The sequence below is a fragment of the Streptomyces sp. NPDC091281 genome (assembly GCF_044757425.1).
GTDB lineage: Bacteria > Actinomycetota > Actinomycetes > Streptomycetales > Streptomycetaceae > Streptomyces.
Window position 1 is genome coordinate 58,996 of the sequence record NZ_JBIVUY010000002.1, and the last position, 24,430, is coordinate 83,425.

General features: G+C 67.4%; 31 protein-coding genes. 30 read left to right on the forward strand and 1 reads right to left on the reverse strand.

Going from position 1 to position 24,430, the window contains the following annotated elements:
* Window positions 1-45 precede the first annotated feature (45 nt).
* Window positions 46-3,945: a DNA-directed RNA polymerase subunit beta' gene (locus ACIQPQ_RS04735; protein WP_383773788.1), complete on the forward strand. Its 3,900-nt coding sequence runs from the start codon at window positions 46-48 to the stop codon at window positions 3,943-3,945.
* Between the two features lie 285 nt (window positions 3,946-4,230).
* A complete protein-coding gene (locus tag ACIQPQ_RS04740) occupies window positions 4,231-4,719 on the forward strand; it encodes a DUF1707 and DUF4190 domain-containing protein (protein WP_401301460.1) in 489 nt (162 codons plus the stop codon).
* Window positions 4,720-4,826: 107 nt separating this feature from the next.
* Here the strand turns inward: ACIQPQ_RS04740 and ACIQPQ_RS04745 are convergent, their stop codons facing one another.
* Window positions 4,827-6,110 (reverse strand): hypothetical protein, encoded by a 1,284-nt coding sequence (locus tag ACIQPQ_RS04745; protein WP_401299775.1) that lies wholly within the window; start codon window positions 6,108-6,110, stop codon window positions 4,827-4,829.
* Between the two features lie 123 nt (window positions 6,111-6,233).
* Between ACIQPQ_RS04745 and ACIQPQ_RS04750 the strand changes: the two genes are divergently transcribed.
* The 28 genes from ACIQPQ_RS04750 to ACIQPQ_RS04885 all read left to right on the forward strand — a co-directional run bounded on the left by ACIQPQ_RS04750 (window position 6,234) and on the right by ACIQPQ_RS04885 (window position 24,386).
* Window positions 6,234-7,256, forward strand: a complete 1,023-nt coding sequence (locus ACIQPQ_RS04750; protein ID WP_401299777.1) for a glycosyltransferase family 2 protein — start codon at window positions 6,234-6,236, stop codon at window positions 7,254-7,256.
* Window positions 7,257-7,510: 254 nt separating this feature from the next.
* Window positions 7,511-7,882, forward strand: coding sequence for a 30S ribosomal protein S12 (gene rpsL, locus ACIQPQ_RS04755; protein WP_003948652.1), 372 nt, complete (start codon window positions 7,511-7,513; stop codon window positions 7,880-7,882).
* A 3-nt stretch (window positions 7,883-7,885) separates the two neighbouring features.
* The gene (rpsG, locus tag ACIQPQ_RS04760) at window positions 7,886-8,356 is read left to right on the forward strand and encodes a 30S ribosomal protein S7 (RefSeq protein ID WP_020132641.1); all 471 of its coding nucleotides are present in this window, start codon (window positions 7,886-7,888) and stop codon (window positions 8,354-8,356) included.
* Between the two features lie 39 nt (window positions 8,357-8,395).
* The gene (gene fusA, locus ACIQPQ_RS04765) at window positions 8,396-10,522 is read left to right on the forward strand and encodes an elongation factor G (RefSeq protein WP_383773794.1); all 2,127 of its coding nucleotides are present in this window, start codon (window positions 8,396-8,398) and stop codon (window positions 10,520-10,522) included.
* A 154-nt stretch (window positions 10,523-10,676) separates the two neighbouring features.
* A complete protein-coding gene (gene tuf / locus ACIQPQ_RS04770) occupies window positions 10,677-11,870 on the forward strand; it encodes an elongation factor Tu (protein ID WP_383773796.1) in 1,194 nt (397 codons plus the stop codon).
* Window positions 11,871-12,356: 486 nt separating this feature from the next.
* Complete coding sequence (rpsJ, locus tag ACIQPQ_RS04775; protein WP_003948644.1) at window positions 12,357-12,665, forward strand: 30S ribosomal protein S10; 309 nt, start codon at window positions 12,357-12,359, stop codon at window positions 12,663-12,665.
* 16 nt (window positions 12,666-12,681) lie between these two features.
* Entirely contained in the window at window positions 12,682-13,326 is a 645-nt protein-coding gene (rplC, locus tag ACIQPQ_RS04780; protein ID WP_383773798.1) for a 50S ribosomal protein L3, read from the forward strand.
* 8 nt (window positions 13,327-13,334) lie between these two features.
* A complete protein-coding gene (gene rplD, locus ACIQPQ_RS04785; RefSeq protein WP_383773800.1) occupies window positions 13,335-13,991 on the forward strand; it encodes a 50S ribosomal protein L4 in 657 nt (218 codons plus the stop codon).
* Window positions 13,991-14,410, forward strand: a complete 420-nt coding sequence (gene rplW / locus ACIQPQ_RS04790) for a 50S ribosomal protein L23 (protein ID WP_383773802.1) — start codon at window positions 13,991-13,993, stop codon at window positions 14,408-14,410. Before rplD ends, rplW begins: the two co-directional genes overlap by 1 nt.
* A gap of 51 nt (window positions 14,411-14,461) precedes the next feature.
* Window positions 14,462-15,298 carry a 50S ribosomal protein L2 gene (gene rplB, locus ACIQPQ_RS04795; protein WP_383773804.1) on the forward strand — a complete coding sequence of 279 codons (837 nt, stop codon included), beginning with the start codon at window positions 14,462-14,464 and terminating at the stop codon, window positions 15,296-15,298.
* Window positions 15,299-15,310: 12 nt separating this feature from the next.
* Window positions 15,311-15,592, forward strand: coding sequence for a 30S ribosomal protein S19 (gene rpsS, locus ACIQPQ_RS04800; RefSeq protein ID WP_132857210.1), 282 nt, complete (start codon window positions 15,311-15,313; stop codon window positions 15,590-15,592).
* A 42-nt stretch (window positions 15,593-15,634) separates the two neighbouring features.
* Window positions 15,635-15,982, forward strand: a complete 348-nt coding sequence (rplV, locus tag ACIQPQ_RS04805) for a 50S ribosomal protein L22 (protein WP_133927829.1) — start codon at window positions 15,635-15,637, stop codon at window positions 15,980-15,982.
* A complete protein-coding gene (gene rpsC / locus ACIQPQ_RS04810) occupies window positions 15,982-16,809 on the forward strand; it encodes a 30S ribosomal protein S3 (protein ID WP_383773807.1) in 828 nt (275 codons plus the stop codon). The genes rplV and rpsC overlap by 1 nt, the downstream gene beginning before the upstream one ends.
* Window positions 16,810-16,814: 5 nt before the next feature.
* Window positions 16,815-17,234 (forward strand): 50S ribosomal protein L16, encoded by a 420-nt coding sequence (gene rplP, locus ACIQPQ_RS04815; RefSeq protein ID WP_004927269.1) that lies wholly within the window; start codon window positions 16,815-16,817, stop codon window positions 17,232-17,234.
* Window positions 17,234-17,458 (forward strand): 50S ribosomal protein L29, encoded by a 225-nt coding sequence (rpmC, locus tag ACIQPQ_RS04820; protein WP_003974259.1) that lies wholly within the window; start codon window positions 17,234-17,236, stop codon window positions 17,456-17,458. The genes rplP and rpmC overlap by 1 nt, the downstream gene beginning before the upstream one ends.
* Window positions 17,458-17,742 (forward strand): 30S ribosomal protein S17, encoded by a 285-nt coding sequence (rpsQ, locus tag ACIQPQ_RS04825; protein WP_014674375.1) that lies wholly within the window; start codon window positions 17,458-17,460, stop codon window positions 17,740-17,742. Before rpmC ends, rpsQ begins: the two co-directional genes overlap by 1 nt.
* 110 nt (window positions 17,743-17,852) lie before the next feature.
* Window positions 17,853-18,221: a 50S ribosomal protein L14 gene (gene rplN / locus ACIQPQ_RS04830; protein ID WP_003998823.1), complete on the forward strand. Its 369-nt coding sequence runs from the start codon at window positions 17,853-17,855 to the stop codon at window positions 18,219-18,221.
* 2 nt (window positions 18,222-18,223) lie between these two features.
* Complete coding sequence (rplX, locus tag ACIQPQ_RS04835; RefSeq protein WP_030039760.1) at window positions 18,224-18,547, forward strand: 50S ribosomal protein L24; 324 nt, start codon at window positions 18,224-18,226, stop codon at window positions 18,545-18,547.
* Complete coding sequence (rplE, locus tag ACIQPQ_RS04840; protein ID WP_401299787.1) at window positions 18,547-19,104, forward strand: 50S ribosomal protein L5; 558 nt, start codon at window positions 18,547-18,549, stop codon at window positions 19,102-19,104. The genes rplX and rplE overlap by 1 nt, the downstream gene beginning before the upstream one ends.
* Before the next feature lie 5 nt (window positions 19,105-19,109).
* Window positions 19,110-19,295, forward strand: a complete 186-nt coding sequence (locus ACIQPQ_RS04845; protein WP_003956452.1) for a type Z 30S ribosomal protein S14 — start codon at window positions 19,110-19,112, stop codon at window positions 19,293-19,295.
* 232 nt (window positions 19,296-19,527) lie between these two features.
* On the forward strand, window positions 19,528-19,926 hold the full coding sequence (gene rpsH, locus ACIQPQ_RS04850) for a 30S ribosomal protein S8 (RefSeq protein ID WP_030788259.1): 399 nt from the start codon (window positions 19,528-19,530) through the stop codon (window positions 19,924-19,926).
* Between the two features lie 24 nt (window positions 19,927-19,950).
* The gene (rplF, locus tag ACIQPQ_RS04855) at window positions 19,951-20,490 is read left to right on the forward strand and encodes a 50S ribosomal protein L6 (RefSeq protein ID WP_383773811.1); all 540 of its coding nucleotides are present in this window, start codon (window positions 19,951-19,953) and stop codon (window positions 20,488-20,490) included.
* 3 nt (window positions 20,491-20,493) lie between these two features.
* Complete coding sequence (rplR, locus tag ACIQPQ_RS04860) at window positions 20,494-20,877, forward strand: 50S ribosomal protein L18 (protein WP_383773813.1); 384 nt, start codon at window positions 20,494-20,496, stop codon at window positions 20,875-20,877.
* 43 nt (window positions 20,878-20,920) lie between these two features.
* On the forward strand, window positions 20,921-21,526 hold the full coding sequence (gene rpsE / locus ACIQPQ_RS04865) for a 30S ribosomal protein S5 (RefSeq protein ID WP_009190144.1): 606 nt from the start codon (window positions 20,921-20,923) through the stop codon (window positions 21,524-21,526).
* Window positions 21,526-21,708: a 50S ribosomal protein L30 gene (gene rpmD, locus ACIQPQ_RS04870; RefSeq protein WP_383773815.1), complete on the forward strand. Its 183-nt coding sequence runs from the start codon at window positions 21,526-21,528 to the stop codon at window positions 21,706-21,708. Before rpsE ends, rpmD begins: the two co-directional genes overlap by 1 nt.
* Window positions 21,709-21,710: 2 nt before the next feature.
* Window positions 21,711-22,166, forward strand: a complete 456-nt coding sequence (gene rplO, locus ACIQPQ_RS04875; protein WP_067018996.1) for a 50S ribosomal protein L15 — start codon at window positions 21,711-21,713, stop codon at window positions 22,164-22,166.
* Between the two features lie 244 nt (window positions 22,167-22,410).
* A complete protein-coding gene (gene secY, locus ACIQPQ_RS04880; protein ID WP_383773818.1) occupies window positions 22,411-23,724 on the forward strand; it encodes a preprotein translocase subunit SecY in 1,314 nt (437 codons plus the stop codon).
* Entirely contained in the window at window positions 23,724-24,386 is a 663-nt protein-coding gene (locus ACIQPQ_RS04885; RefSeq protein ID WP_401299791.1) for an adenylate kinase, read from the forward strand. Before secY ends, ACIQPQ_RS04885 begins: the two co-directional genes overlap by 1 nt.
* Window positions 24,387-24,430 lie beyond the last annotated feature (44 nt).

Genomic DNA, 24,430 nt, shown 5'->3' on the forward strand with positions numbered 1-24,430 from the left:
GTTTCAGACCCCATGACTTACAACCCTGAGAGGGATTGACGCATAGTGCTCGACGTCAACTTCTTCGATGAGCTCCGGATCGGTCTGGCCACCGCTGACGACATCCGTCAGTGGAGCCACGGCGAGGTCAAGAAGCCCGAGACCATCAACTACCGCACCCTCAAGCCCGAGAAGGACGGACTCTTCTGCGAGAAGATCTTCGGTCCGACCCGGGACTGGGAGTGCTACTGCGGCAAGTACAAGCGCGTCCGCTTCAAGGGCATCATCTGTGAGCGCTGCGGCGTCGAGGTGACCCGCGCCAAGGTGCGCCGTGAGCGGATGGGCCACATCGAGCTGGCCGCTCCCGTCACCCACATCTGGTACTTCAAGGGCGTCCCCTCGCGCCTCGGCTACCTGCTCGACCTGGCGCCGAAGGACCTGGAGAAGGTCATCTACTTCGCGGCGTACATGATCACGTACGTCGACGAGGAGCGCCGCACCCGCGACCTGCCCTCCCTGGAGGCGCACGTCTCCGTCGAGCGGCAGCAGGTCGAGAACCGCCGGGACGCCGACCTGGAGGCCCGCGCCAAGAAGCTCGAGACCGACCTGGCCGAGCTGGAGGCCGAGGGCGCCAAGGCCGACGTCCGCCGCAAGGTGCGCGAAGGCGCCGAGCGCGAGATGAAGCAGCTGCGCGACCGCGCCCAGCGCGAGATCGACCGTCTCGACGAGGTGTGGACCCGCTTCAAGAACCTCAAGGTCCAGGACCTGGAGGGCGACGAGCTGCTCTACCGCGAGCTGCGCGACCGCTTCGGCACCTACTTCGACGGCTCGATGGGCGCCGCCGCGCTCCAGAAGCGCCTGGAGTCCTTCGACCTCGACGAGGAGGCCGAGCGCCTCCGCGAGATCATCCGCACCGGCAAGGGCCAGAAGAAGACCCGCGCGCTCAAGCGCCTCAAGGTCGTCTCCGCGTTCCTCCAGACCAGCAACAGCCCCAAGGGCATGGTGCTGGACTGCGTGCCGGTCATCCCGCCGGACCTGCGTCCGATGGTGCAGCTGGACGGTGGCCGCTTCGCGACCTCCGACCTCAACGACCTGTACCGCCGTGTCATCAACCGCAACAACCGCCTGAAGCGGCTTCTCGACCTCGGTGCCCCCGAGATCATCGTGAACAACGAGAAGCGCATGCTCCAGGAGGCCGTCGACGCGCTCTTCGACAACGGCCGCCGCGGCCGCCCGGTGACGGGCCCCGGCAACCGTCCGCTGAAGTCGCTCTCCGACATGCTCAAGGGCAAGCAGGGCCGCTTCCGTCAGAACCTGCTCGGCAAGCGCGTGGACTACTCCGCGCGTTCCGTGATCGTCGTCGGTCCGCAGCTCAAGCTGCACCAGTGCGGTCTGCCGAAGGCGATGGCGCTGGAGCTGTTCAAGCCGTTCGTGATGAAGCGCCTGGTCGACCTGAACCACGCGCAGAACATCAAGAGCGCCAAGCGGATGGTCGAGCGCGGCCGCACCGTGGTGTACGACGTCCTCGAAGAGGTCATCGCCGAGCACCCGGTGCTGCTGAACCGTGCGCCCACCCTGCACCGCCTCGGCATCCAGGCCTTCGAGCCGCAGCTGGTCGAGGGCAAGGCCATCCAGATCCACCCGCTCGTCTGCACCGCGTTCAACGCGGACTTCGACGGTGACCAGATGGCCGTGCACCTGCCGCTCTCCGCGGAGGCGCAGGCCGAGGCCCGCATCCTGATGCTGTCCTCGAACAACATCCTCAAGCCCGCCGACGGCCGTCCGGTGACGATGCCGACCCAGGACATGGTCCTCGGTCTGTTCTTCCTCACCACCGACGGCGACCTGCGGGACGTCAAGGGCGAGGGCCGGTCCTTCGGCTCCGCGGCCGAGGCGATCATGGCGTTCGACGCGGGCGAGCTGTCGCTCCAGGCGCGCGTGGACATCCGCTTCCCGGTGGGCACCATCCCGCCGCGCGGCTGGACCCCGCCGGCCCGCGAGGAGGGCGACCCCGAGTGGCAGCAGGGTGACAGCTTCCGGCTGAACACCACCCTGGGCCGCGCGCTCTTCAACGAGCTGCTGCCCGAGGACTACCCGTTCGTCGACTACGAGGTCGGCAAGAAGCAGCTCTCCGAGATCGTCAACGACCTCGCCGAGCGCTACCCCAAGGTCATCGTGGCGGCGACGCTCGACAACCTGAAGGCGGCCGGCTTCTTCTGGGCGACCCGCTCCGGCGTCACCGTGGCCATCTCCGACATCGTCGTCCCCGAGGCGAAGAAGGAGATCGTCAAGGGCTACGAGGCGCAGGACGAGAAGGTCCAGAAGCAGTACGAGCGCGGTCTGATCACCAAGGACGAGCGCACGCAGGAACTCATCGCGATCTGGACCAAGGCGACCAACGAGGTCGCCGAGGCGATGAACGCGAACTTCCCGAAGACGAACCCCATCTTCATGATGGTCGACTCGGGCGCCCGCGGAAACATGATGCAGATGCGTCAGATCGCCGGTATGCGCGGTCTGGTGTCGAACGCCAAGAACGAGACGATCCCGCGTCCCATCAAGGCCTCGTTCCGTGAGGGCCTCTCCGTGCTGGAGTACTTCATCTCCACCCACGGTGCCCGTAAGGGTCTCGCGGACACCGCCCTGCGGACCGCCGACTCGGGTTACCTGACCCGTCGTCTGGTGGACGTCTCGCAGGACGTCATCATCCGCGAGGAGGACTGCGGCACCGAGCGCGGCCTCAAGCTTGCCATCGCCGAGCGCGGCGCCGACGGCGTCCTGCGCAAGGCGGACAACGCCGAGACCAGCGTGTACGCGCGCTGCCTCGCCGAGGACATCGTCGTGGACGGCAAGGTGCTCGCCCCGGCGGGCGTCGACCTCGGCGACGTGCTCATCGACGTGCTCGTCGGCGCCGGCGTCGAGGAGGTCAAGACCCGCTCGGTCCTGACCTGCGAGTCCGCCGTCGGCACCTGCGCCATGTGCTACGGCCGCTCCCTGGCCACCGGCAAGCTGGTCGACATCGGTGAGGCGGTCGGCATCATCGCCGCCCAGTCCATCGGTGAGCCCGGCACCCAGCTGACGATGCGTACCTTCCACACCGGTGGTGTGGCCGGTGACGACATCACCCAGGGTCTGCCGCGTGTCGTCGAGCTCTTCGAGGCCCGTACCCCGAAGGGTGTTGCCCCGATCTCCGAGGCCTCCGGCCGCGTGCGGATCGAGGAGACCGAGAAGACGAAGAAGATCGTCATCACGCCGGACGACGGCAGCGACGAGACGGCGTACCCGATCTCGAAGCGCGCCCGTCTCCTGGTCAGCGAGGGCGAGCACGTCGAGGTGGGCCAGAAGCTCACCGTGGGTGCCACCAACCCGCACGACGTGCTGCGCATCCTGGGCCAGCGTGCCGTCCAGGTCCACCTGGTCGGCGAGGTCCAGAAGGTCTACAACTCGCAGGGTGTGTCGATCCACGACAAGCACATCGAGATCATCATCCGGCAGATGCTGCGCCGGGTGACGATCATCGAGTCCGGCGACGCCGAGCTGCTGCCCGGCGAGCTGGTCGAGCGCTCCAAGTTCGAGGTCGAGAACCGGCGCGTGGTGCAGGAGGGCGGTCACCCGGCCTCCGGTCGTCCGCAGCTCATGGGTATCACCAAGGCCTCGCTGGCCACGGAGTCCTGGCTGTCGGCGGCGTCCTTCCAGGAGACGACCAGGGTCCTCACGGACGCGGCGATCAACGCCAAGTCCGACTCCCTGATCGGCCTCAAGGAGAACGTCATCATCGGTAAGCTCATCCCGGCCGGTACGGGCCTGTCCCGCTACCGCAACATCCGGGTCGAGCCGACCGAGGAGGCCAAGGCCGCGATGTACTCGGCCGTCGGCTACGACGACATCGACTACTCGCCGTTCGGCACCGGCTCCGGCCAGGCCGTCCCGCTGGAGGACTACGACTACGGTCCGTACAACCAGTAAGGCGTACGTCGAGGCGTCGGCGGTGCTCGCGGGAGTGAGCACCGCGCGCTGAGGCACAGGAGGGCGGTCACCCGGTTGGGGGTGACCGCCCTTCGCCGTGCCCGGGGGTCCCCGGCGCGCTCTACGGTCGCCCAGGGCGCCGTGGGAGGCATCACGGGACGTACCGGGAACCATCGCGCGGCGCCGAGCGTAGGAGAATGATGGAGGCATTCGCGTTCAGCGGGGGAGGTGTCCGTGTCGTATCCGTCGCCATGGCAGCCGTGGCAGGGGCAGAGCAGTCCGTCGATGCTGGCCGCCCACGCGGACCGCGAGCGCGCGGTCGACGTGCTCAGAGCGGGTTTCGCCGAGGGACGCCTCCAGCAGAACGAGTTCGAGCGCCGCGTCCAGCGGGCCTACGAGGCGCGGACCGTGGCCGAACTGTCCCTGCTCGTCGCGGACCTGCCGCAGGGCCCGTCCGCCGTCCAGCAGCAGAACCTCCCGCAGCTGACGGGGTACGGCGCGCCCGTGCCCCGCACCTTCCTCCCGGCCCCGCCGCCGCCCACCAACGGCAAGGCGGTGGGCGCCATGATCTGCGGGGTCCTCACCACCATGACCTTCGGCATCACCGGCATCCCGGCGGTGATCCTCGGGCACACGGCCCGCAATGAGATCCGCCGCACCGGCGAGAGCGGTGACGGCCTCGCGATGGCCGGGATCGTCCTCGGCTGGATCTCGGTCGCGGGCTGGGCCTTCTTCCTGTCGATCATGTTCCTGGCGGTCGCCTCGGGCGCCTGAGCCCGACGGCGGACCGCCGCGGCCGGGGGAGCGGCGGCGGGGAGGCACCGGCCGGGGGAGCGGCGGCGGGGAGGCACCGGCCGGGGGAGTGGCCGCGGCCTGCGGTTCTACGGGATGCCGAGTTCGAACATCACGTAGTGCGCGTACCAGCCCGAGGCCAGTGCCGCCGTGGTGAAGAACACCGCCAGGCTCGGCCACCGCAGCCGTCCCATCGCCGCCGCCGGGGCGAGCAGCAGCGGGAAGCAGGGCAGCAGATAGCGCGGGGTGTTGCCGAACATCTGCTGGGTCCCCAGCACCGTCACGATGCTGGCCAGCGTGTAGGCGACCAGCACCAGCGGCGGTCGCCTGCGCAGCATCAGCGCGACCAGGAACGGCAGCGCCAGCACCACCTGGACGGCGATCAGATCCGGCACGTTGAAGGCGAACAGATAGTCGCTGCGCCCGATCGCGACGTTGCCCAGCACGTCCAGGGTGTAGGCGCCGAAGTCGAAGTAGTGCGCCCAGCCGTCCCGTTGGAGCGTGAAGTAGGCGGTCAGGTCGCCCATGCTCAGCCCCACCCAGGCCACGTAGGTGAGCAGCCCCAGGGGCGCGGCGACCATCGCGTAGACCGGCCCCGACACCCCGTGCGCGCGCCGGGACTCCGGCCGGGCCAGTGTCACCAGCGCGGCGAGCCCGACCGCGCCGATCAGGGCGGCCGACGTGGGCCGGTTGAGCCCGGCGACGAAGGCGAGCAGCCCGGCCGCCATCCAGTTGCCCCGCATCACGGCGTAGCAGCACCAGGCGGCGATCGCGACGAAGAGCGACTCCGAGTACACCGCCCACTCGACGCCCGCGCCCGGCACGACCGCCCACAGCCCCGCCGCGACGGTGCCCGCCCGTACCCCGGCGAGGGTGGAGACCACCGCGTAGATCCCGGCGGCGGCGACGAAGGAGGCGAGCACCGACACCAGCAGGCCGGCGCCGAACAGGCCGAGGCCGGTGATCTCCGAGACGCCCCGGATCAGGCCGGGGTAGAGCGGGAAGAAGGCGACCGAGTTCTGCTTGACGGTGAACAGGCCGCCGGGGTCGAGCTTCTCCAGCGGCCGGGGGTCGTAGCCCTTCTCCGCGACCTGGAGGTACCACCAGCCGTCCCAGGTGGACAGGACGTCCCACCAGTGGGCGCCGCCGCCGTACCGGGGCTCCTTCTTGCGGTACTCGCCCGCCGCCTCCAGCAGGACCGCGAACACGGTCAGCCCTACGAGCTTCGTCACACCGTAGAGGAGCAGCGGAGCGAGGTACGGTCGTAGCCCGTCCGGCAGGGTGAGGCGGCCGAGGCGCAGCGGGCGCTGCCGCCCGGCCCCGTCCTCGTCGGGCAGGGCGGAGTCCGTCACCGCGTCGCCGGCCGTGCTCATGGCTGGGGTCCCCCTTCGGCCCGACCGGTCCGGCAGGGGCCACCGCTGTCCGGATGATCGTGAAGTGTGGTCATAAGATCGCAACAGAGTCGCACATGTACGTCATGGCTGGGGGGAGGACGGGTGTCCGAAGCACCTGACACCGCGGGGGAGACGATCGTTCTCTCGGTCGTCGTCCCCATGTTCAACGAGGAGGAGGTCCTGCCCGCCCTCGTCACCCGGCTCCACCCGGCCCTCGCCGCCCTCGGCGTGGGCTACGAGGTGGTCGCCGTCGACGACGGCAGCACCGACCGTACCGGCGAACTCCTCACCGCGTTCCGGCTGGGCTGGCCCGAGCTGCGGATCATCGCGCTGCGCCGCAACTCCGGGCACCAGGCCGCGCTCACCGCGGGGCTCGAACGGGCGCGCGGCGCCTACGTCGTCAGCATCGACGCCGACCTCCAGGACCCGCCCGAGAAGATCGCCGACATGCTGGAACTGGCCCGGCGGGACGGCCTCGACATCGTCTACGGCATCCGCGCCGACCGGGCCAGCGACACCGGGTTCAAGCGCTGGACGGCCGGGCTCTACTACCGCCTGGTGCGGCGGCTCGCGGGTCCCGCGGTGCCCGCGCACGCCGGGGACTTCCGGCTGCTCAGCCGGGCCGCCGTGGACGCCCTCGCGGCGCTCCCGGACCAGCAGCGGGTCTACCGCCTGCTGGTGCCCTGGCTCGGCTTCCCGAGCGGCCGGGTCACCTACGAGCGCGCCCCCCGCCCGGCGGGCCGCAGCAAGTACCCGCTGGGCCGCATGGTCCGGCTCGCGGTGGACAGCGTCACCGGGTTCTCGGCGGCGCCGCTGCGCATCGCCACCTGGCTCGGCGCCTTCGCCTTCCTGGTGTGTCTGGCGCTGATGGTCTACACGCTGAGCGCGCACGCCTTCGACCACACCGTCCCCGGCTGGACCTCGCTCTTCACCGGTGTGCTGTTCATCGGCGCGGTGCAGCTGGTCTGTGTCGGGCTGCTCGGCGAGTACGTGGGGCGCATCTACACGGCCGTCCAGAACCGGCCGACGTATTTCGTGGGACATGACACGGCGCTCGACCCGGCGCGGGGGCCGGCGGACCCCACGGCCCCGCTATCACAAGGGTCTCCGGGGGGTCGGACGTAACCGCGGTGTGTCGGCGGTACTGCTTCTGTTTTGACCGGAGTCATTGCGCTGGGTACGCTCAGACCTTGTGCCTGGGGTGTGCCCTGGCCCTCGTGCGTGCCTTCACACCGCAACCGGGGTCCTAGCGCGGCCACCGTGATCCGTGCCCTTCCCGCCTCACGGCGGAGAACCACTGGATTCGACACACCCGACCGCGTGGGTCGGAGAAGTTCCAGGTTAGCTGTACACATCGGCACACAGAAACCGGAGAAGTAGTGCCTACGATCCAGCAGCTGGTCCGGAAGGGCCGGCAGGACAAGGTCGAGAAGAACAAGACGCCCGCGCTCGAGGGTTCCCCCCAGCGCCGCGGCGTCTGCACGCGCGTGTTCACGACCACCCCGAAGAAGCCGAACTCGGCCCTGCGTAAGGTCGCGCGTGTGCGTCTGACCAGCGGGATCGAGGTCACCGCTTACATTCCGGGTGAGGGACACAACCTGCAGGAGCACTCCATCGTGCTCGTGCGTGGTGGCCGTGTGAAGGACCTGCCGGGTGTTCGCTACAAGATCATCCGCGGCTCCCTCGACACCCAGGGTGTCAAGAACCGCAAGCAGGCCCGCAGCCGCTACGGCGCCAAGAAGGAGAAGTAAGACATGCCTCGTAAGGGCCCTGCCCCGAAGCGCCCGGTCATCATCGACCCGGTCTACGGTTCTCCTCTTGTCACGTCGCTCATCAACAAGGTGCTGCTGAACGGCAAGCGCTCCACCGCCGAGCGCATCGTCTACGGCGCCATGGAGGGCCTGCGCGAGAAGACCGGCAACGACCCGGTCATCACGCTGAAGCGCGCTCTCGAGAACATCAAGCCGACCATCGAGGTCAAGTCCCGCCGTGTCGGTGGCGCGACCTACCAGGTCCCGATCGAGGTCAAGCCCGGCCGCGCGAGCACCCTCGCTCTGCGCTGGCTCGTCGGCTACTCCCGCGCCCGTCGCGAGAAGACCATGACCGAGCGCCTGCTCAACGAGCTTCTCGACGCCTCGAACGGCCTCGGTGCGGCCGTGAAGAAGCGCGAGGACACGCACAAGATGGCCGAGTCCAACAAGGCCTTCGCGCACTACCGCTGGTAGTCGCTACCCACATCGAGACCGAGAGAAGACTGAAGCCTTATGGCTACCACTTCACTTGACCTGGCCAAGGTCCGCAACATCGGGATCATGGCCCACATCGACGCGGGCAAGACGACCACCACCGAGCGGATCCTGTTCTACACCGGTGTGTCCTACAAGATCGGTGAGGTCCACGACGGCGCTGCCACCATGGACTGGATGGAGCAGGAGCAGGAGCGTGGCATCACGATCACCTCTGCCGCCACCACCTGTCACTGGCCGCTGGCCGACGTCGACCACACCATCAACATCATCGACACCCCGGGCCACGTCGACTTCACCGTCGAGGTGGAGCGTTCCCTCCGGGTGCTCGACGGTGCCGTGACGGTGTTCGACGGCGTCGCCGGTGTCGAGCCCCAGTCCGAGACGGTGTGGCGTCAGGCGGACCGCTACGGCGTCCCCCGCATCTGCTTCGTCAACAAGCTCGACCGCACGGGCGCCGAGTTCCACCGCTGCGTCGACATGATCAGCGACCGCCTGGGCGCGCAGCCGCTCGTCATGCAGCTGCCGATCGGCGCCGAGGCCGACTTCAAGGGTGTCGTCGACCTCGTCACCATGAAGGCGTTCGTCTGGTCCGCCGAGGCGACCAAGGGTGAGATGTACGACATCGTCGACATCCCGGACACGCACACCGAGGCTGCCGAGGAGTACCGCGGCAAGCTCGTCGAGGCCGTGGCCGAGAACGACGAAGAGATCATGGAGCTGTACCTGGAGGGCGAGGAGCCCTCGGTGGAGCAGCTGTACGCCGCGATCCGTCGTATCACCATCGCCTCCGGCAAGTCCCCCGACACCACGGTCACCCCGGTGTTCTGCGGAACCGCGTTCAAGAACAAGGGTGTTCAGCCCCTGCTCGACGCGGTCGTGCGCTACCTCCCCTCCCCGCTGGACGTCGAGGCCATCGAGGGCCACGCCGTCAGCAACGCGGAGGAGATCGTCAAGCGCAAGCCGTCCGACGACGAGCCGCTGTCGGCGCTGGCGTTCAAGATCATGAGCGACCCGCACCTCGGCAAGCTCACCTTCGTCCGGGTCTACTCGGGCCGCCTGGAGTCCGGCACCGCGGTGCTGAACTCCGTCAAGGGCAAGAAGGAGCGCATCGGCAAGATCTACCGCATGCACGCGAACAAGCGTGAGGAGATCGCCGCGGTCGGCGCCGGTGACATCGTCGCGGTCATGGGTCTGAAGCAGACCACGACCGGTGAGACGCTGTGCGACGACAAGCAGCCGGTGATCCTGGAGTCCATGGACTTCCCGGCGCCGGTCATCCAGGTCGCCATCGAGCCCAAGTCCAAGGGCGACCAGGAGAAGCTGGGTATCGCCATCCAGCGCCTGGCCGAGGAGGACCCGTCCTTCCAGGTCCACTCGGACGAGGAGACCGGCCAGACCATCATCGGCGGCATGGGCGAACTGCACCTCGAGGTGCTGGTCGACCGTATGCGCCGTGAGTTCAAGGTCGAGGCCAACGTCGGCAAGCCGCAGGTCGCCTACCGCGAGACCATCCGCAAGGCGGTCGACCGGGTCGACTACACGCACAAGAAGCAGACCGGCGGCACCGGCCAGTTCGCCAAGGTGCAGATCGCGATCGAGCCGATCGAGGGCGGCGACGCCTCGTACGAGTTCGTGAACAAGGTCACCGGTGGCCGTATCCCGAAGGAGTACATCCCTTCGGTGGACGCCGGTGCGCAGGAGGCCATGCAGTTCGGCATCCTCGCCGGGTACGAGATGACCGGCGTGCGCGTCACCCTGCTCGACGGTGGCTACCACGAGGTCGACTCCTCCGAACTCGCGTTCAAGATCGCCGGTTCGCAGGCCTTCAAGGAGGCCGCGCGCAAGGCCAGCCCCGTGCTCCTGGAGCCGATGATGGCCGTCGAGGTCACCACGCCCGAGGACTACATGGGCGAGGTCATCGGCGACATCAACTCCCGCCGTGGCCAGATCCAGGCCATGGAGGAGCGGGCCGGTGCCCGCGTCGTCAAGGGCCTGGTGCCCCTGTCGGAGATGTTCGGCTACGTCGGCGACCTCCGCAGCAAGACGTCGGGTCGCGCAAGCTACTCGATGCAGTTCGACTCCTACGCCGAGGTTCCCCGGAACGTCGCCGAGGAGATCATCGCGAAGGCCAAGGGCGAGTAACGCACCCCGTTCACACGCTTTAGGCTTGACTCCGGAGCCTCACGGGGCAAACAGCCGCATCCCGGATGTTTGCCCCGCGGACCCGGGCTATCCAGCAAAGATCACCTGGCGCCGATGAGTAAGGCGTACAGAACCACTCCACAGGAGGACCCCAGTGGCGAAGGCGAAGTTCGAGCGGACTAAGCCGCACGTCAACATCGGCACCATCGGTCACATCGACCACGGTAAGACGACCCTCACGGCCGCCATTACCAAGGTGCTGCACGACAAGTACCCGGACCTGAACGAGGCCTCGGCCTTCGACCAGATCGACAAGGCTCCCGAAGAGCGCCAGCGCGGTATCACCATCTCCATCGCGCACGTCGAGTACCAGACGGAGACGCGTCACTACGCGCACGTCGACTGCCCGGGTCACGCGGACTACATCAAGAACATGATCACCGGTGCCGCGCAGATGGACGGCGCGATCCTCGTGGTCGCCGCCACCGACGGCCCGATGCCGCAGACCAAGGAGCACGTGCTCCTGGCCCGCCAGGTCGGCGTCCCGTACATCGTCGTCGCCCTGAACAAGGCCGACATGGTGGACGACGAGGAGATCCTGGAGCTCGTCGAGCTCGAGGTCCGTGAGCTCCTCTCCGAGTACGAGTTCCCGGGCGACGACCTGCCGGTCGTCAAGGTCTCGGCGCTCAAGGCCCTCGAGGGCGACGCCGAGTGGGGCGAGTCGGTCCTCAACCTCATGCAGGCCGTGGACGAGAACATCCCGCAGCCCGAGCGTGACGTCGACAAGCCGTTCCTCATGCCGATCGAGGACGTCTTCACGATCACCGGTCGTGGCACCGTCGTCACCGGTCGTATCGAGCGTGGTGTCCTCAAGGTCAACGAGACCGTCGACATCGTGGGCATCAAGCAGGAGAAGACCACCACCACGGTCACCGGCATCGAGATGTTCCGCAAGCTGCTCGACGAGGGCCAGGCCGGTGAGAACGTCGGTCTGCTGCTCCGCGGCATCAAGCGCGAGGACGTCGAGCGCGGCCAGGTCATCATCAAGCCGGGCTCGGTCACCCCGCACACCGAGTTCGAGGCGCAGGCGTACATCCTGTCCAAGGACGAGGGTGGCCGTCACACGCCGTTCTTCAACAACTACCGTCCCCAGTTCTACTTCCGCACCACGGACGTGACCGGTGTCGTGACCCTCCCCGAGGGCACCGAGATGGTCATGCCGGGCGACAACACCGAGATGAGCGTCCAGCTCATCCAGCCCATCGCCATGGAAGAGGGCCTGAAGTTCGCCATCCGCGAGGGTGGTCGTACCGTGGGCGCCGGCCAGGTCACCAAGATCAACAAGTGATCTGACGCCGTAGCTCCGGCTGCGAGTCGCTGAAAGGGTCCGTACGGCTGTGCGCCGTACGGACCCTTTCGGTTTGACGTGCGTCACGTTCGGGGTACTGTCCTCGGCTCGATTGGCGGAGGGCGTGCCCCATATGGCAGACTGGTCAAGTTGCTCGGTCGAGTGTTGATGCTGCGCGCCTCCCGCCGGGGGGACCGGAAGCGAGTCCCACAGTACTCGTCGCCCTAACTGCCTTCACGGCAGCGCTGGGGCGGACGTACGGGAATCTTCCGGGAAGCGAGAGTGCAACACCGGCCAGGCACCTGGTGGGCCTTCCGCCCCCGGTCTGCGGTTCCGGTAGGGCCGTGTGCATTCCCCGCAGGGATGTTCGAACAAGGGACATCCGTGTTGGCGGGAGCGCGACACGCCCGACCGCGTGGGTCGGAGGAACGGGACAGGGAACATCAGGTTCCAGAGCGTAAGAAGAGACAGGACTACTGAGTAGCCATGGCGGGACAGAAGATCCGCATCCGGCTCAAGGCCTACGACCACGAGGTCATCGACTCCTCGGCGAAGAAGATCGTCGAGACGGTGACCCGCACTGGTGCGTCGGTCGCGGGCCCGGTGCCGCTGCCCACTGAGAAGAACGTGTACTGCGTCATCAAGTCGCCGCACAAGTACAAGGACTCGCGCGAGCACTTCGAGATGCGCACGCACAAGCGCCTGATCGACATCCTCGACCCGACCCCCAAGACCGTTGACTCTCTGATGCGACTCGACCTCCCGGCCGGTGTCGACATCGAGATCAAGCTCTGAGGCCGGTGATCTGAAGATGACCAAGCAGATCAAGGGCATCCTGGGCGAGAAGCTCGGCATGACGCAGGTGTGGGACGAGAACAACCGCGTTGTTCCCGTCACCGTCGTCAAGGCCGGCCCCAACGTCGTCACCCAGGTCCGCACGAACGACAGCGACGGCTACGAGTCCGTCCAGATCGCCTTCGGCGAGATCGACCCGCGCAAGGTGAACAAGCCCCTCAAGGGCCACTTCGCCAAGGCCGACGTCACCCCCCGTCGCCACCTCGTCGAGATCCGCACCGCGGACGCCTCCGAGTACGCGCTCGGCCAGGAGATCACCGCTGAGGTGTTCGAGGCCGGCGTCAAGGTCGACGTGACCGGCAAGAGCAAGGGCAAGGGCTTCGCCGGTGTCATGAAGCGTCACAACTTCAAGGGCCTCGGCGCCGGACACGGCACCCAGCGCAAGCACCGCTCGCCCGGTTCCATCGGTGGCTGCGCCACCCCGGGCCGCGTGTTCAAGGGCCTCCGCATGGCGGGTCGCATGGGCAACGAGCGGGTCACCACCCAGAACCTGACCGTCCACGCCGTTGACGCGGAGAAGGGTCTGCTGCTCATCAAGGGCGCGGTTCCCGGTCCGAACGGCGGCCTCGTCCTGGTCCGCACCGCGGCCAAGGGGGCCTGAGGTAACCGATGAGCACTGTTGACATCCTTTCGCCTGCCGGCGAGAAGACCGGTAGCGTCGAACTCCCCGCGGAGATCTTCGGCGTGGAGAAGGTCAGCATCCCGCTGATCCACCAGGTCGTCGTCGCGCAGAACGCCGCGGCCCGCCAGGGCACGCACAAGACCAAGACCCGCGGTGAAGTCCGTGGTGGCGGCAAGAAGCCGTACCGCCAGAAGGGCACCGGCCGCGCCCGTCAGGGTTCGACCCGCGCGCCGCAGTTCGCCGGTGGTGGCGTCGTGCACGGTCCCGTGCCGCGCGACTACTCGCAGCGGACCCCGAAGAAGATGAAGGCTGCCGCCCTGCGTCACGCCCTCACCGACCGGGCCCGCCACAACCGCATCCACGTCGTCACCGGCGTGATCGAGGGCGAGAACCCGTCCACGAAGGCCGCTCGCACGCTGTTCGGCAAGATCTCGGAGCGCAAGAACCTGCTCCTGGTCGTCGACCGCGCCGACGAGGCCGCGTGGCTCTCCGCCCGCAACCTGCCCCAGGTGCACATCCTGGAGCCGGGCCAGCTGAACACGTACGACGTGATCGTCTCGGACGACGTGGTCTTCACCCAGGCCGCTCTCGAGTCCTTCGTCGCCGGCCCGAAGGCCACCGACACCGAAGGGACCGAAGCCTGATGGCCATCCGTCACCCGAGCATCGCCTCCAAGGCTGCGAAGGCTGCGAAGGCCGCGCGCGTCGCCAAGGCGCGCCGCCACGCCGCCGAGGGCAAGAACACCGTCGTCACCGCTCCGAGCAAGGCGTACACGGACCCCCGTGACGTGCTGCTGAAGCCGGTCGTGTCGGAGAAGAGCTACGCGCTCATCGACGAGAACAAGTACACGTTCCTCGTCGCCCCGACCGCCAACAAGACCCAGATCAAGCAGGCCGTCCAGGCGGTCTTCTCGGTCAAGGTCACCGGCGTCAACACCCTGAACCGACAGGGCAAGCGCAAGCGCACCCGCACCGGCTTCGGTCAGCGCGCGGCGACCAAGCGCGCGATCGTGACCCTCGCCGAGGGCGACCGTATCGACATCTTCGGCGGTCCGACCGCCTAGGGGCGGTCCGGAACGTCCAGATAATCGGAAACTTCCGAGGACTGAGAGACAATGGGTATCCGCAAGTACAAGCCGACTACGCCGGGCCGTCGTGGCTCCAGCGTCGCCGACTTCGTCGAGGTCACGCGGTCCACGCCGGAGAAGTCGCTGGTCCGCCCGCTGCACAGCAAGGGCGGCCGTAACAATTCCGGTCGTGTGACCGTTCGCCACCAGGGTGGCGGACACAAGCGCGCCTTCCGCGTGATCGACTTCCGTCGTCACGACAAGGACGGCGTGCCGGCGAAGGTCGCGCACATCGAGTACGACCCCAACCGCACCGCGCGCATCGCGCTGCTGCACTACGCGGACGGCGAGAAGCGCTACATCCTCGCCCCGCGCAACCTCCAGCAGGGCGACCGCGTCGAGAACGGTCCCGGGGCCGACATCAAGCCCGGCAACAACCTGGCGCTCCGCAACATCCCGGTCGGTACCACGATCCACGCGATCGAGCTCCGTCCCGGTGGCGGCGCCAAGTTCGCCCGCTCCGCCGGCACCTCCGTGCAGCTGCTCGCGAAGGAGGGCTCGATGGCCCACCTCCGCATGCCGTCCGGTGAGATCCGCCTGGTCGACCAGCGCTGCCGCGCCACGGTCGGCGAGGTCGGCAACGCCGAGCAGAGCAACATCAACTGGGGCAAGGCCGGCCGTAAGCGCTGGCTGGGCGTTCGCCCGACCGTCCGCGGTGTGGCGATGAACCCGGTCGACCACCCCCACGGTGGTGGTGAGGGCAAGACCTCCGGTGGTCGCCACCCGGTCAGCCCCTGGGGTCAGAAGGAGGGTCGTACTCGTTCGCCGAAGAAGGCTTCGAACAAGTACATCGTCCGCCGCCGCAAGACGAACAAGAAGCGCTAGGAGCGGGTTTAGATGCCGCGCAGTCTCAAGAAGGGGCCCTTCGTCGACGACCACCTGATCAAGAAGGTGGACGCCCAGAACGAAGCCGGCACCAAGAACGTCATCAAGACCTGGTCCCGTCGCTCGATGATCATCCCCAGCATGCTGGGCCACACGATCGCGGTGCACAACGGCAAGACCCACATTCCGGTGTTCGTCACCGAGTCGATGGTCGGCCACAAGCTCGGCGAGTTCTCGCCGACGCGCACCTTCCGGGGTCACGTCAAGGACGACCGGAAGTCGAAGCGCCGCTAAGCGCGGGGTGGAATGACCATGACAGACACTGGAAGGACAACCATGGAAGCCAGGGCCCAGGCGCGGTACATCCGCGTCACGCCCATGAAGGCCCGCCGTGTGGTGGACCTCATCCGCGGCCTCGACGCCGCGGAGGCTCAGGCGGTCCTGCGTTTCGCCCCGCAGGCCGCGAGCGTGCCGGTCGGCAAGGTGCTGGACAGCGCCATCGCCAACGCCGCGCACAACTACGACCACACCGATGTCGACAGCCTCTTCATCTCCGAGGCCTACGTCGACGAGGGTCCGACCCTGAAGCGGTTCCGGCCGCGCGCCCAGGGCCGTGCCTACCGGATCCGCAAGCGGACCAGCCACATCACCGTGGTCGTCAGCAGCAAGGAAGGAACCCGGTAATGGGCCAGAAGGTAAACCCGCACGGGTTCCGGCTCGGCATCACCACGGACTTCAAGTCCCGGTGGTACGCCGACAAGCTGTACAAGGACTACGTCAAGGAAGACGTCGCCATCCGTCGGATGATGACGTCCGGCATGGAGCGCGCCGGCATCTCCAAGGTCGAGATCGAGCGCACCCGTGACCGTGTCCGCGTGGACATCCACACGGCGCGCCCGGGCATCGTCATCGGCCGCCGCGGCGCCGAGGCCGACCGCATCCGCGGCGACCTGGAGAAGCTGACCGGCAAGCAGGTCCAGCTGAACATCCTCGAGGTCAAGAACCCCGAGACGGACGCTCAGCTCGTGGCCCAGGCCGTCGCCGAGCAGCTCTCCTCCCGCGTCTCCTTCCGCCGCGCCATGCGTAAGAGCATGCAGTCGGCGATGAAGGCCGGCGCCAAGGGCATCAAGATCCAGTGCGGCGGTCGCCTCGGCGGCGCCGAGATGTCCCGCTCGGAGTTCTACCGCGAGGGCCGTGTGCCCCTGCACACGCTCCGCGCGAACGTGGACTACGGCTTCTTCGAGGCCAAGACGACCTTCGGCCGCATCGGTGTGAAGGTCTGGATCTACAAGGGCGACGTCAAGAACATCGCCGAGGTCCGCGCCGAGAACGCCGCCGCGCGTGCGGGCAACCGCCCGGCCCGTGGTGGCGGCAACGACCGCCCGGCCCGTGGTGGCCGTGGTGGCGAGCGGCGCGGTCGCAAGCCGCAGCAGCAGGCTCCCGCCGCCGAGGCCCCCCAGGCCGAGGCCGCCGCCGCCGCTCCGGCTGAGAGCACCGGAACGGAGGCCTGACCGACATGCTGATCCCCCGTAGGGTCAAGCACCGCAAGCAGCACCACCCCAAGCGCCGCGGTCAGGCCAAGGGTGGTACGACGGTCGCGTTCGGCGAGTACGGCATTCAGGCCCTCACGCCGGCGTACGTGACCAACCGCCAGATCGAGGCGGCTCGTATCGCGATGACCCGCCACATCAAGCGTGGCGGCAAGGTCTGGATCAACATCTACCCGGACCGCCCGCTCACGAAGAAGCCCGCCGAGACCCGCATGGGTTCCGGTAAGGGTTCGCCGGAGTGGTGGATCGCGAACGTGCACCCGGGCCGGGTCATGTTCGAGCTGTCCTACCCCAACGAGAAGATCGCCCGTGAGGCCCTCACTCGCGCCGCCCACAAGCTGCCGATGAAGTGCCGGATCGTCAAGCGCGAGGCAGGTGAAGCGTGATGTCGGCCGGTACCAAGGCGTCCGAGCTGCGCGAGCTGGGCAACGAGGAGCTTCTGGCGAAGCTCCGCGAGGCCAAGGAAGAGCTGTTCAACCTCCGCTTCCAGGCGGCGACGGGTCAGCTCGAGAACCACGGCCGGCTGAAGGCCGTCCGTAAGGACATCGCGCGGATCTACACCCTGATGCGTGAGCGCGAGCTGGGCATCGAGACGGTGGAGAGCGCCTGATGAGCGAGAGCAACGTGACTGAGAACACCGAGGCGCGCGGTTTCCGCAAGACCCGTGAGGGTCTCGTCGTCAGCGACAAGATGGACAAGACCGTCGTCGTCGCCGTCGAGGACCGCGTCAAGCACGCGCTGTACGGCAAGGTCATCCGCCGTACGAACAAGCTCAAGGCGCACGACGAGCAGAACGCCGCCGGCGTCGGCGACCGCGTCCTCCTGATGGAGACCCGGCCGCTGTCCGCCACCAAGCGGTGGCGCGTCGTCGAGATCCTCGAGAAGGCCAAGTAATTCCTGCGGGGTCATCCGCAGGACAGTTCCGCCAGGCTCCGCAGGGGCCGCGCACGGCCCCGGCCGTGTGAGGCCCCTGCGGGGAACCGGCAGACAAACAGGAGATAGACGTGATCCAGCAGGAGTCGCGACTGCGTGTCGCCGACAACACTGGTGCGAAGGAGATCCTTTGCATCCGTGTGCTCGGTGGCTCCGGTCGCCGCTACGCGGGCATCGGTGACGTCATCGTCGCCACCGTCAAGGACGCGATCCCCGGTGGCAACGTGAAGAAGGGTGACGTCGTCAAGGCGGTCATCGTTCGCACCGTCAAGGAGCGCCGCCGTCCGGACGGCTCGTACATCCGCTTCGACGAGAACGCCGCCGTCATTCTGAAGAACGACGGCGACCCTCGCGGCACCCGCATCTTCGGCCCGGTCGGCCGGGAGCTGCGCGAGAAGAAGTTCATGAAGATCATCTCGCTCGCGCCGGAGGTGCTGTAAGCATGAAGATCAAGAAGGGCGACCTGGTCCAGGTCATCACCGGCAAGGACAAGGGCAAGCAGGGCAAGGTCATCGCGGCCTTCCCCCGCGAGGACCGCGTCCTGGTCGAGGGTGTCAACCGGGTCAAGAAGCACACGAAGGCCGGTCCGACCGCCAAGGGCTCCCAGGCCGGCGGCATCGTGACCACCGAGGCCCCGATCCACGTGTCCAACGTTCAGCTGGTCGTGGAGAAGGACGGCAACAAGGTCGTCACGCGTGTCGGTTACCGCTTCGACGACGAAGGCAACAAGATCCGCGTTGCCAAGCGGACGGGTGAGGACATCTGATGGCTACCACCACCACTCCGCGTCTGAAGACGAAGTACCGCGAGGAGATCGCGGGCAAGCTGCGTGACGAGTTCTCCTACGAGAACGTCATGCAGATCCCCGGCCTCGTCAAGATCGTGGTCAACATGGGTGTGGGCGACGCCGCCCGCGACTCCAAGCTGATCGAGGGCGCCATCCGCGACCTCACCACGATCACCGGTCAGAAGCCGGCCGTCACCAAGGCCCGCAAGTCCATCGCGCAGTTCAAGCTGCGCGAGGGTCAGCCGATCGGTGCCCACGTCACGCTCCGTGGCGACCGCATGTGGGAGTTCCTGGACCGCACCCTGTCGCTCGCGCTCCCGCGCATCCGCGACTTCCGTGGTCTGTCCCCCAAGCAGTTCGACGGCCGTGGCAACTACACCTTCGGTCTCACGGAGCAGGTCATGTTCCACGAGATCGACCAGGACAAGATCGACCGCGTCCGGGGTATGGACATCACCGTGGTCACCACGGCGACCAACGACGCTGAGGGCCGCGCGCTCCTTCGTCACCTCGGCTTCCCGTTCAAGGAGGCGTGAGCGAGATGGCGAAGAAGGCTCTGATCGCTAAGGCTGCCCGCAAGCCCAAGTTCGGTGTGCGCGCGTACACCCGCTGCCAGCGCTGCGGTCGTCCGCACTCCGTTTACCGCAAGTTCGGCCTCTGCCGTGTCTGCCTTCGTGAGATGGCTCACCGCGGCGAGCTGCCGGGCGTCACCAAGAGCTCCTGGTAATCCGGTAATTCCGGGTCATCCGGGCTCTCGGTAAGCATCCGGGTCGGCAGAGGCCCACCTCCCCATGCCGTAGGCTTGTGGGGTTGGGCGTCTGCCGCCCGTACACCCGCAGGTACTCCCTGCACCTTGCTTACTACGCCGTAGGTCCACCGCGCCGCACCCGTCCCGTCTCGGATCGGGGAGAGGGATGGCGCATCAGGAAACCCCGGCGAGAGAGGCCACAGGCCAATTCATGACCATGACTGATCCGATCGCAGACATGCTGACGCGTCTGCGGAACGCGAACTCGGCGTACCACGACTCCGTGACGATGCCGGCATCGAAGATCAAGTCCCACATCGCGGAGATCCTCCAGCAGGAGGGCTTCATCACCGGCTGGAAGGTCGAGGACGCCGAGGTCGGCAAGAACCTCACCCTCGAGCTGAAGTTCGGTCCGAACCGTGAGCGCTCCATCGCGGGCATCAAGCGGATCTCGAAGCCCGGTCTCCGGGTCTACGCGAAGTCCACCTCCCTGCCGAAGGTGCTGGGCGGCCTCGGCGTGGCGATCATCTCCACGTCGCACGGGCTCCTCACCGACAAGCAGGCCGGCAAGAAGGGCGTGGGTGGGGAAGTCCTCGCCTACGTCTGGTAGCAGAAGGGAACGGAGGAAACAGCTATGTCGCGAATCGGCAAGCTCCCCATCGCGGTTCCCGCCGGCGTGGACGTCACCATCGACGGCAGCACGGTGTCGGTCAAGGGCCCCAAGGGCTCGCTGACCCACACGATCGTGGCGCCGATCGGGATCGCCAAGGGCGAAGACGGCACCCTCCAGGTGACCCGCCCCAACGACGAGCGTCAGAGCAAGGCCCTGCACGGCCTGTCGCGCACGCTGGTGGCGAACATGATCACCGGCGTGACCCAGGGTTACGTGAAGAAGCTCGAGATCAGCGGTGTCGGTTACCGCGTGACCGCCAAGGGCTCGAACCTCGAGTTCGCGCTCGGTTACAGCCACCCGATCCTGGTCGAGGCCCCCGAGGGCATCACCTTCAAGGTGGAGAACCCGACCCGGTTCCAGGTCGAGGGCATCGACAAGCAGAAGGTCGGTGAGGTTGCGGCCAACATCCGCAAGCTGCGCAAGCCCGACCCGTACAAGGCCAAGGGCGTCAAGTACGAGGGCGAAGTCATCCGCCGCAAGGTCGGAAAGGCGGGTAAGTAAGCCATGGCATACGGACAGAAGATCCTGAAGGGCGACGCCTACAAGCGCGCCGCGATCAAGCGCCGTCACATCCGCATCCGCAAGCGCATCTCCGGTACGGAGGAGCGTCCGCGTCTGGTCGTGACCCGCTCGAACCGCCACATCGTGGCGCAGGTGATCGACGACCTCAAGGGTCACACCCTGGCTTCGGCGTCCACGCTGGACACGTCGATCCGCGGTGGCGAGGGCGACAAGTCCGCGCAGGCCAAGCAGGTCGGCGCCCTGGTCGCCGAGCGCGCCAAGGCCGCCGGTGTCGAGGTCGTCGTGTTCGACCGTGGTGGTAACCAGTACGCCGGGCGCATCGCCGCCCTGGCGGACGCCGCCCGCGAGGCCGGACTCAAGTTCTGAGTCCTGGTTCCGTAGCTAGCGGAGACAGAGAGAGGTAATTCCAATGGCTGGACCCCAGCGCCGCGGTGGCGGTGCCGGTGGCGGCGAGCGGCGGGACCGGAAGGGCCGTGACGGCGGCGCAGCTGCCGCCGAGAAGACCGCGTACGTCGAGCGCGTCGTCGCGATCAACCGTGTCGCCAAGGTTGTGAAGGGTGGTCGTCGCTTCAGCTTCACCGCGCTGGTCGTGGTGGGCGACGGTGACGGCACCGTGGGTGTCGGTTACGGCAAGGCCAAGGAGGTGCCGGCCGCCATCGCCAAGGGTGTGGAGGAGGCCAAGAAGCACTTCTTCAAGGTCCCCCGTATCCAGGGCACCATCCCGCACCCGATCCAGGGTGAGAAGGCGGCCGGTGTCGTGCTGCTCAAGCCGGCGTCCCCCGGTACCGGCGTGATCGCCGGTGGCCCGGTGCGTGCCGTGCTCGAGTGCGCCGGCATCCACGACGTGCTGTCGAAGTCGCTCGGCTCCGACAACGCGATCAACATCGTGCACGCGACCGTGGAGGCCCTCAAGGGCCTGCAGCGTCCCGAGGAGATCGCGGCCCGCCGCGGTCTGCCCCTCGAGGACGTCGCTCCCGCGGCCCTGCTGCGTGCGCGGGCCGGGGCGGGTGCGTGATGGCTCAGCTGAAGATCACGCAGACGAAGTCCTACATCGGCAGCAAGCAGAACCACCGTGACACCCTGCGTTCCCTGGGCCTCAAGCGCCTCGGGCACACGGTCGTCAAGGAGGACCGCCCCGAGTTCCGCGGCATGGTGCACACCGTCCGCCACCTCGTGACGGTCGAGGAGGTCGACTGATCATGGCGGAGAACAACCCGCTCAAGATCCACAACCTCCGTCCCGCCCCGGGCGCCAAGACCGCGAAGACCCGTGTCGGTCGTGGTGAGGCGTCCAAGGGTAAGACGGCCGGTCGTGGCACCAAGGGCACCAAGGCCCGTTACCAGGTTCCGGAGCGCTTCGAGGGTGGGCAGATGCCCCTCCACATGCGTCTCCCGAAGCTCAAGGGCTTCAAGAACCCGTTCAAGACCGAGTACCAGGTCGTGAACCTCGACAAGCTGGCCGCGCTCTACCCCGAGGGTGGCGAGGTCACGGTCGAGGGTCTCGTGGCCAAGGGTGCCGTGCGCAAGAACAGCCTCGTCAAGGTCCTCGGCCAGGGCGAGATCTCCGTGGCGCTGCAGGTGACGGTCGACGCCGTCTCCGGTTCCGCCAAGGAGAAGATCACCGCCGCCGGCGGTACCGTCACCGAGCTCGTCTGAACACCACAGGCGTCCCGATGACTTGAGCGATCCCAGCCGGGGATACCCCACAAAAGGGGTATCCCCGGTTGGTCGTTCCTAGGGCGGCGGTGCCGCCGGTAAGGTGACCTGCACTGCCCTCTTTCACAAGGTGCCTCCGATGGGGCACCTTGGGCGGCGGTCGACCGTTACACATGTCGTTGATCTATTGGAATCTCAACACCGTCACCCTTGACGCAGACGCGCGGGGGTCGCAGGAGGCACCGTGCTCACCGCGTTCGCCCGAGCGTTCAAGACGCCCGACCTGCGCAAGAAGCTGCTCTTCACGCTCGGCATCATCGTGGTCTACCGGGTCGGTACGCACGTCCCGATCCCCGGTGTCGACTACAAGAGCGTCCAGACCTGCGTCGACGAGGCATCCGGCAACCAGGGCCTCTTCGGTCTGGTCAACATGTTCAGCGGCGGCGCGCTGCTGCAGATCACCATCTTCGCGCTGGGGATCATGCCGTACATCACGGCCAGCATCATCCTCCAGCTGCTGACCGTCGTGATCCCGCGCCTCGAAGCCCTCAAGAAGGAGGGCCAGGCCGGCACGGCGAAGATCACCCAGTACACCCGCTACCTGACGGTGGCGCTCGCCATCCTGCAGGGCACCGGCCTGGTGGCCACCGCCCGCAGCGGCGCCCTCTTCTCCGGCTGCTCCGTCGCCGGCCAGATCGTCCCGGACCGCGCGATCTTCACCACGATCACGATGGTCATCTGCATGACCGCCGGTACGGCCGTCGTCATGTGGCTCGGTGAGCTGATCACCGACCGCGGCATCGGCAACGGCATGTCGATCCTGATGTTCATCTCGATCGCCGCCACCTTCCCCTCCGCGCTGTGGGCCATCAAGAAGCAGGGCACCCTGGCGGACGGCTGGATCGAGTTCGGCACCGTCATCCTCGTCGGCCTGGTCATGGTCGGCCTGGTGGTCTTCGTCGAGCAGGCCCAGCGCCGCATCCCGGTCCAGTACGCGAAGCGCATGATCGGCCGCCGGTCCTACGGCGGCACGTCGACGTACATCCCGCTGAAGGTGAACCAGGCCGGTGTCATCCCGGTCATCTTCGCCTCGTCGCTGCTGTACATCCCGGCGCTGATCGTGCAGTTCTCCAGCTCGCAGGCGGGCTGGGCGACCTGGATCACCCAGAACCTCGCCGACACGGCGGCCCCCGCGCACATCACGCTCTACTTCTTCCTGATTGTCTTCTTCGCGTTCTTCTACGTGGCCATCTCGTTCAACCCCGAGGAAGTCGCGGACAACATGAAGAAGTATGGTGGCTTCATCCCGGGCATCCGGGCTGGCCGACCGACCGCTGAGTACCTGAGCTACGTACTCAACCGGATCACCTGGCCGGGTTCGCTGTACTTGGGCCTGATCGCTCTCGTGCCGACGATGGCGTTGGCCGGTTTCGGGGCAAACCAGAACTTCCCGTTCGGTGGCACCAGCATCCTCATCATCGTGGGTGTCGGTCTGGAGACGGTGAAGCAGATCGAGAGCCAGCTCCAGCAGCGCAATTACGAAGGGTTCCTCCGCTGATGCGAATCGTCCTCGTCGGGCCGCCCGGTGCCGGTAAGGGCACGCAGGCCACTCGTCTTGCCGAGAAGCTGCGCGTACCCCACATCTCCACCGGTGACCTGTTCCGCGCCAACATCAGCCAGCAGACGGATCTCGGGAAACTCGCCAAGTCCTACATGGACGCCGGCAACCTCGTCCCGGACGAGGTCACCATCGCCATGGCCAAGGACCGCATGGAACAGCCGGACGCCGAGAACGGCTTCCTGCTGGACGGTTTCCCGCGCAACGTCTCGCAGGCCGAGGCGCTGGACGAGCTGCTCAGCACCGAGGGCATCGAGCTGGACGCGGTACTGGACCTGGAGGCCCCCGAGGAGGAGGTCGTCAAGCGGATCGCCGGCCGGCGCATCTGCCGTAACGACTCCGCCCACGTCTTCCACGTGTCCTACAAGAAGCCCGCGCGGGACGGTGTCTGCGACGTCTGCGGCGGTGAGCTGTACCAGCGCGACGACGACTCCGAGGAGACCGTCCGTACGCGCCTGGAGGTCTACCACACGCAGACCGAGCCCATCATCGACTACTACAAGGCCCAGGGCCTGGTGGTGACGATCGAGGCCATGGGCCCGGTGGACGAGGTCACCGCCCGCGCGCTGGCGGCCCTGAAGCGCGAGGACGACGGCCAGTAGCGTCGGCCCTGGTACGGCCGTGGGGTCCCCCGGGACACCACGGC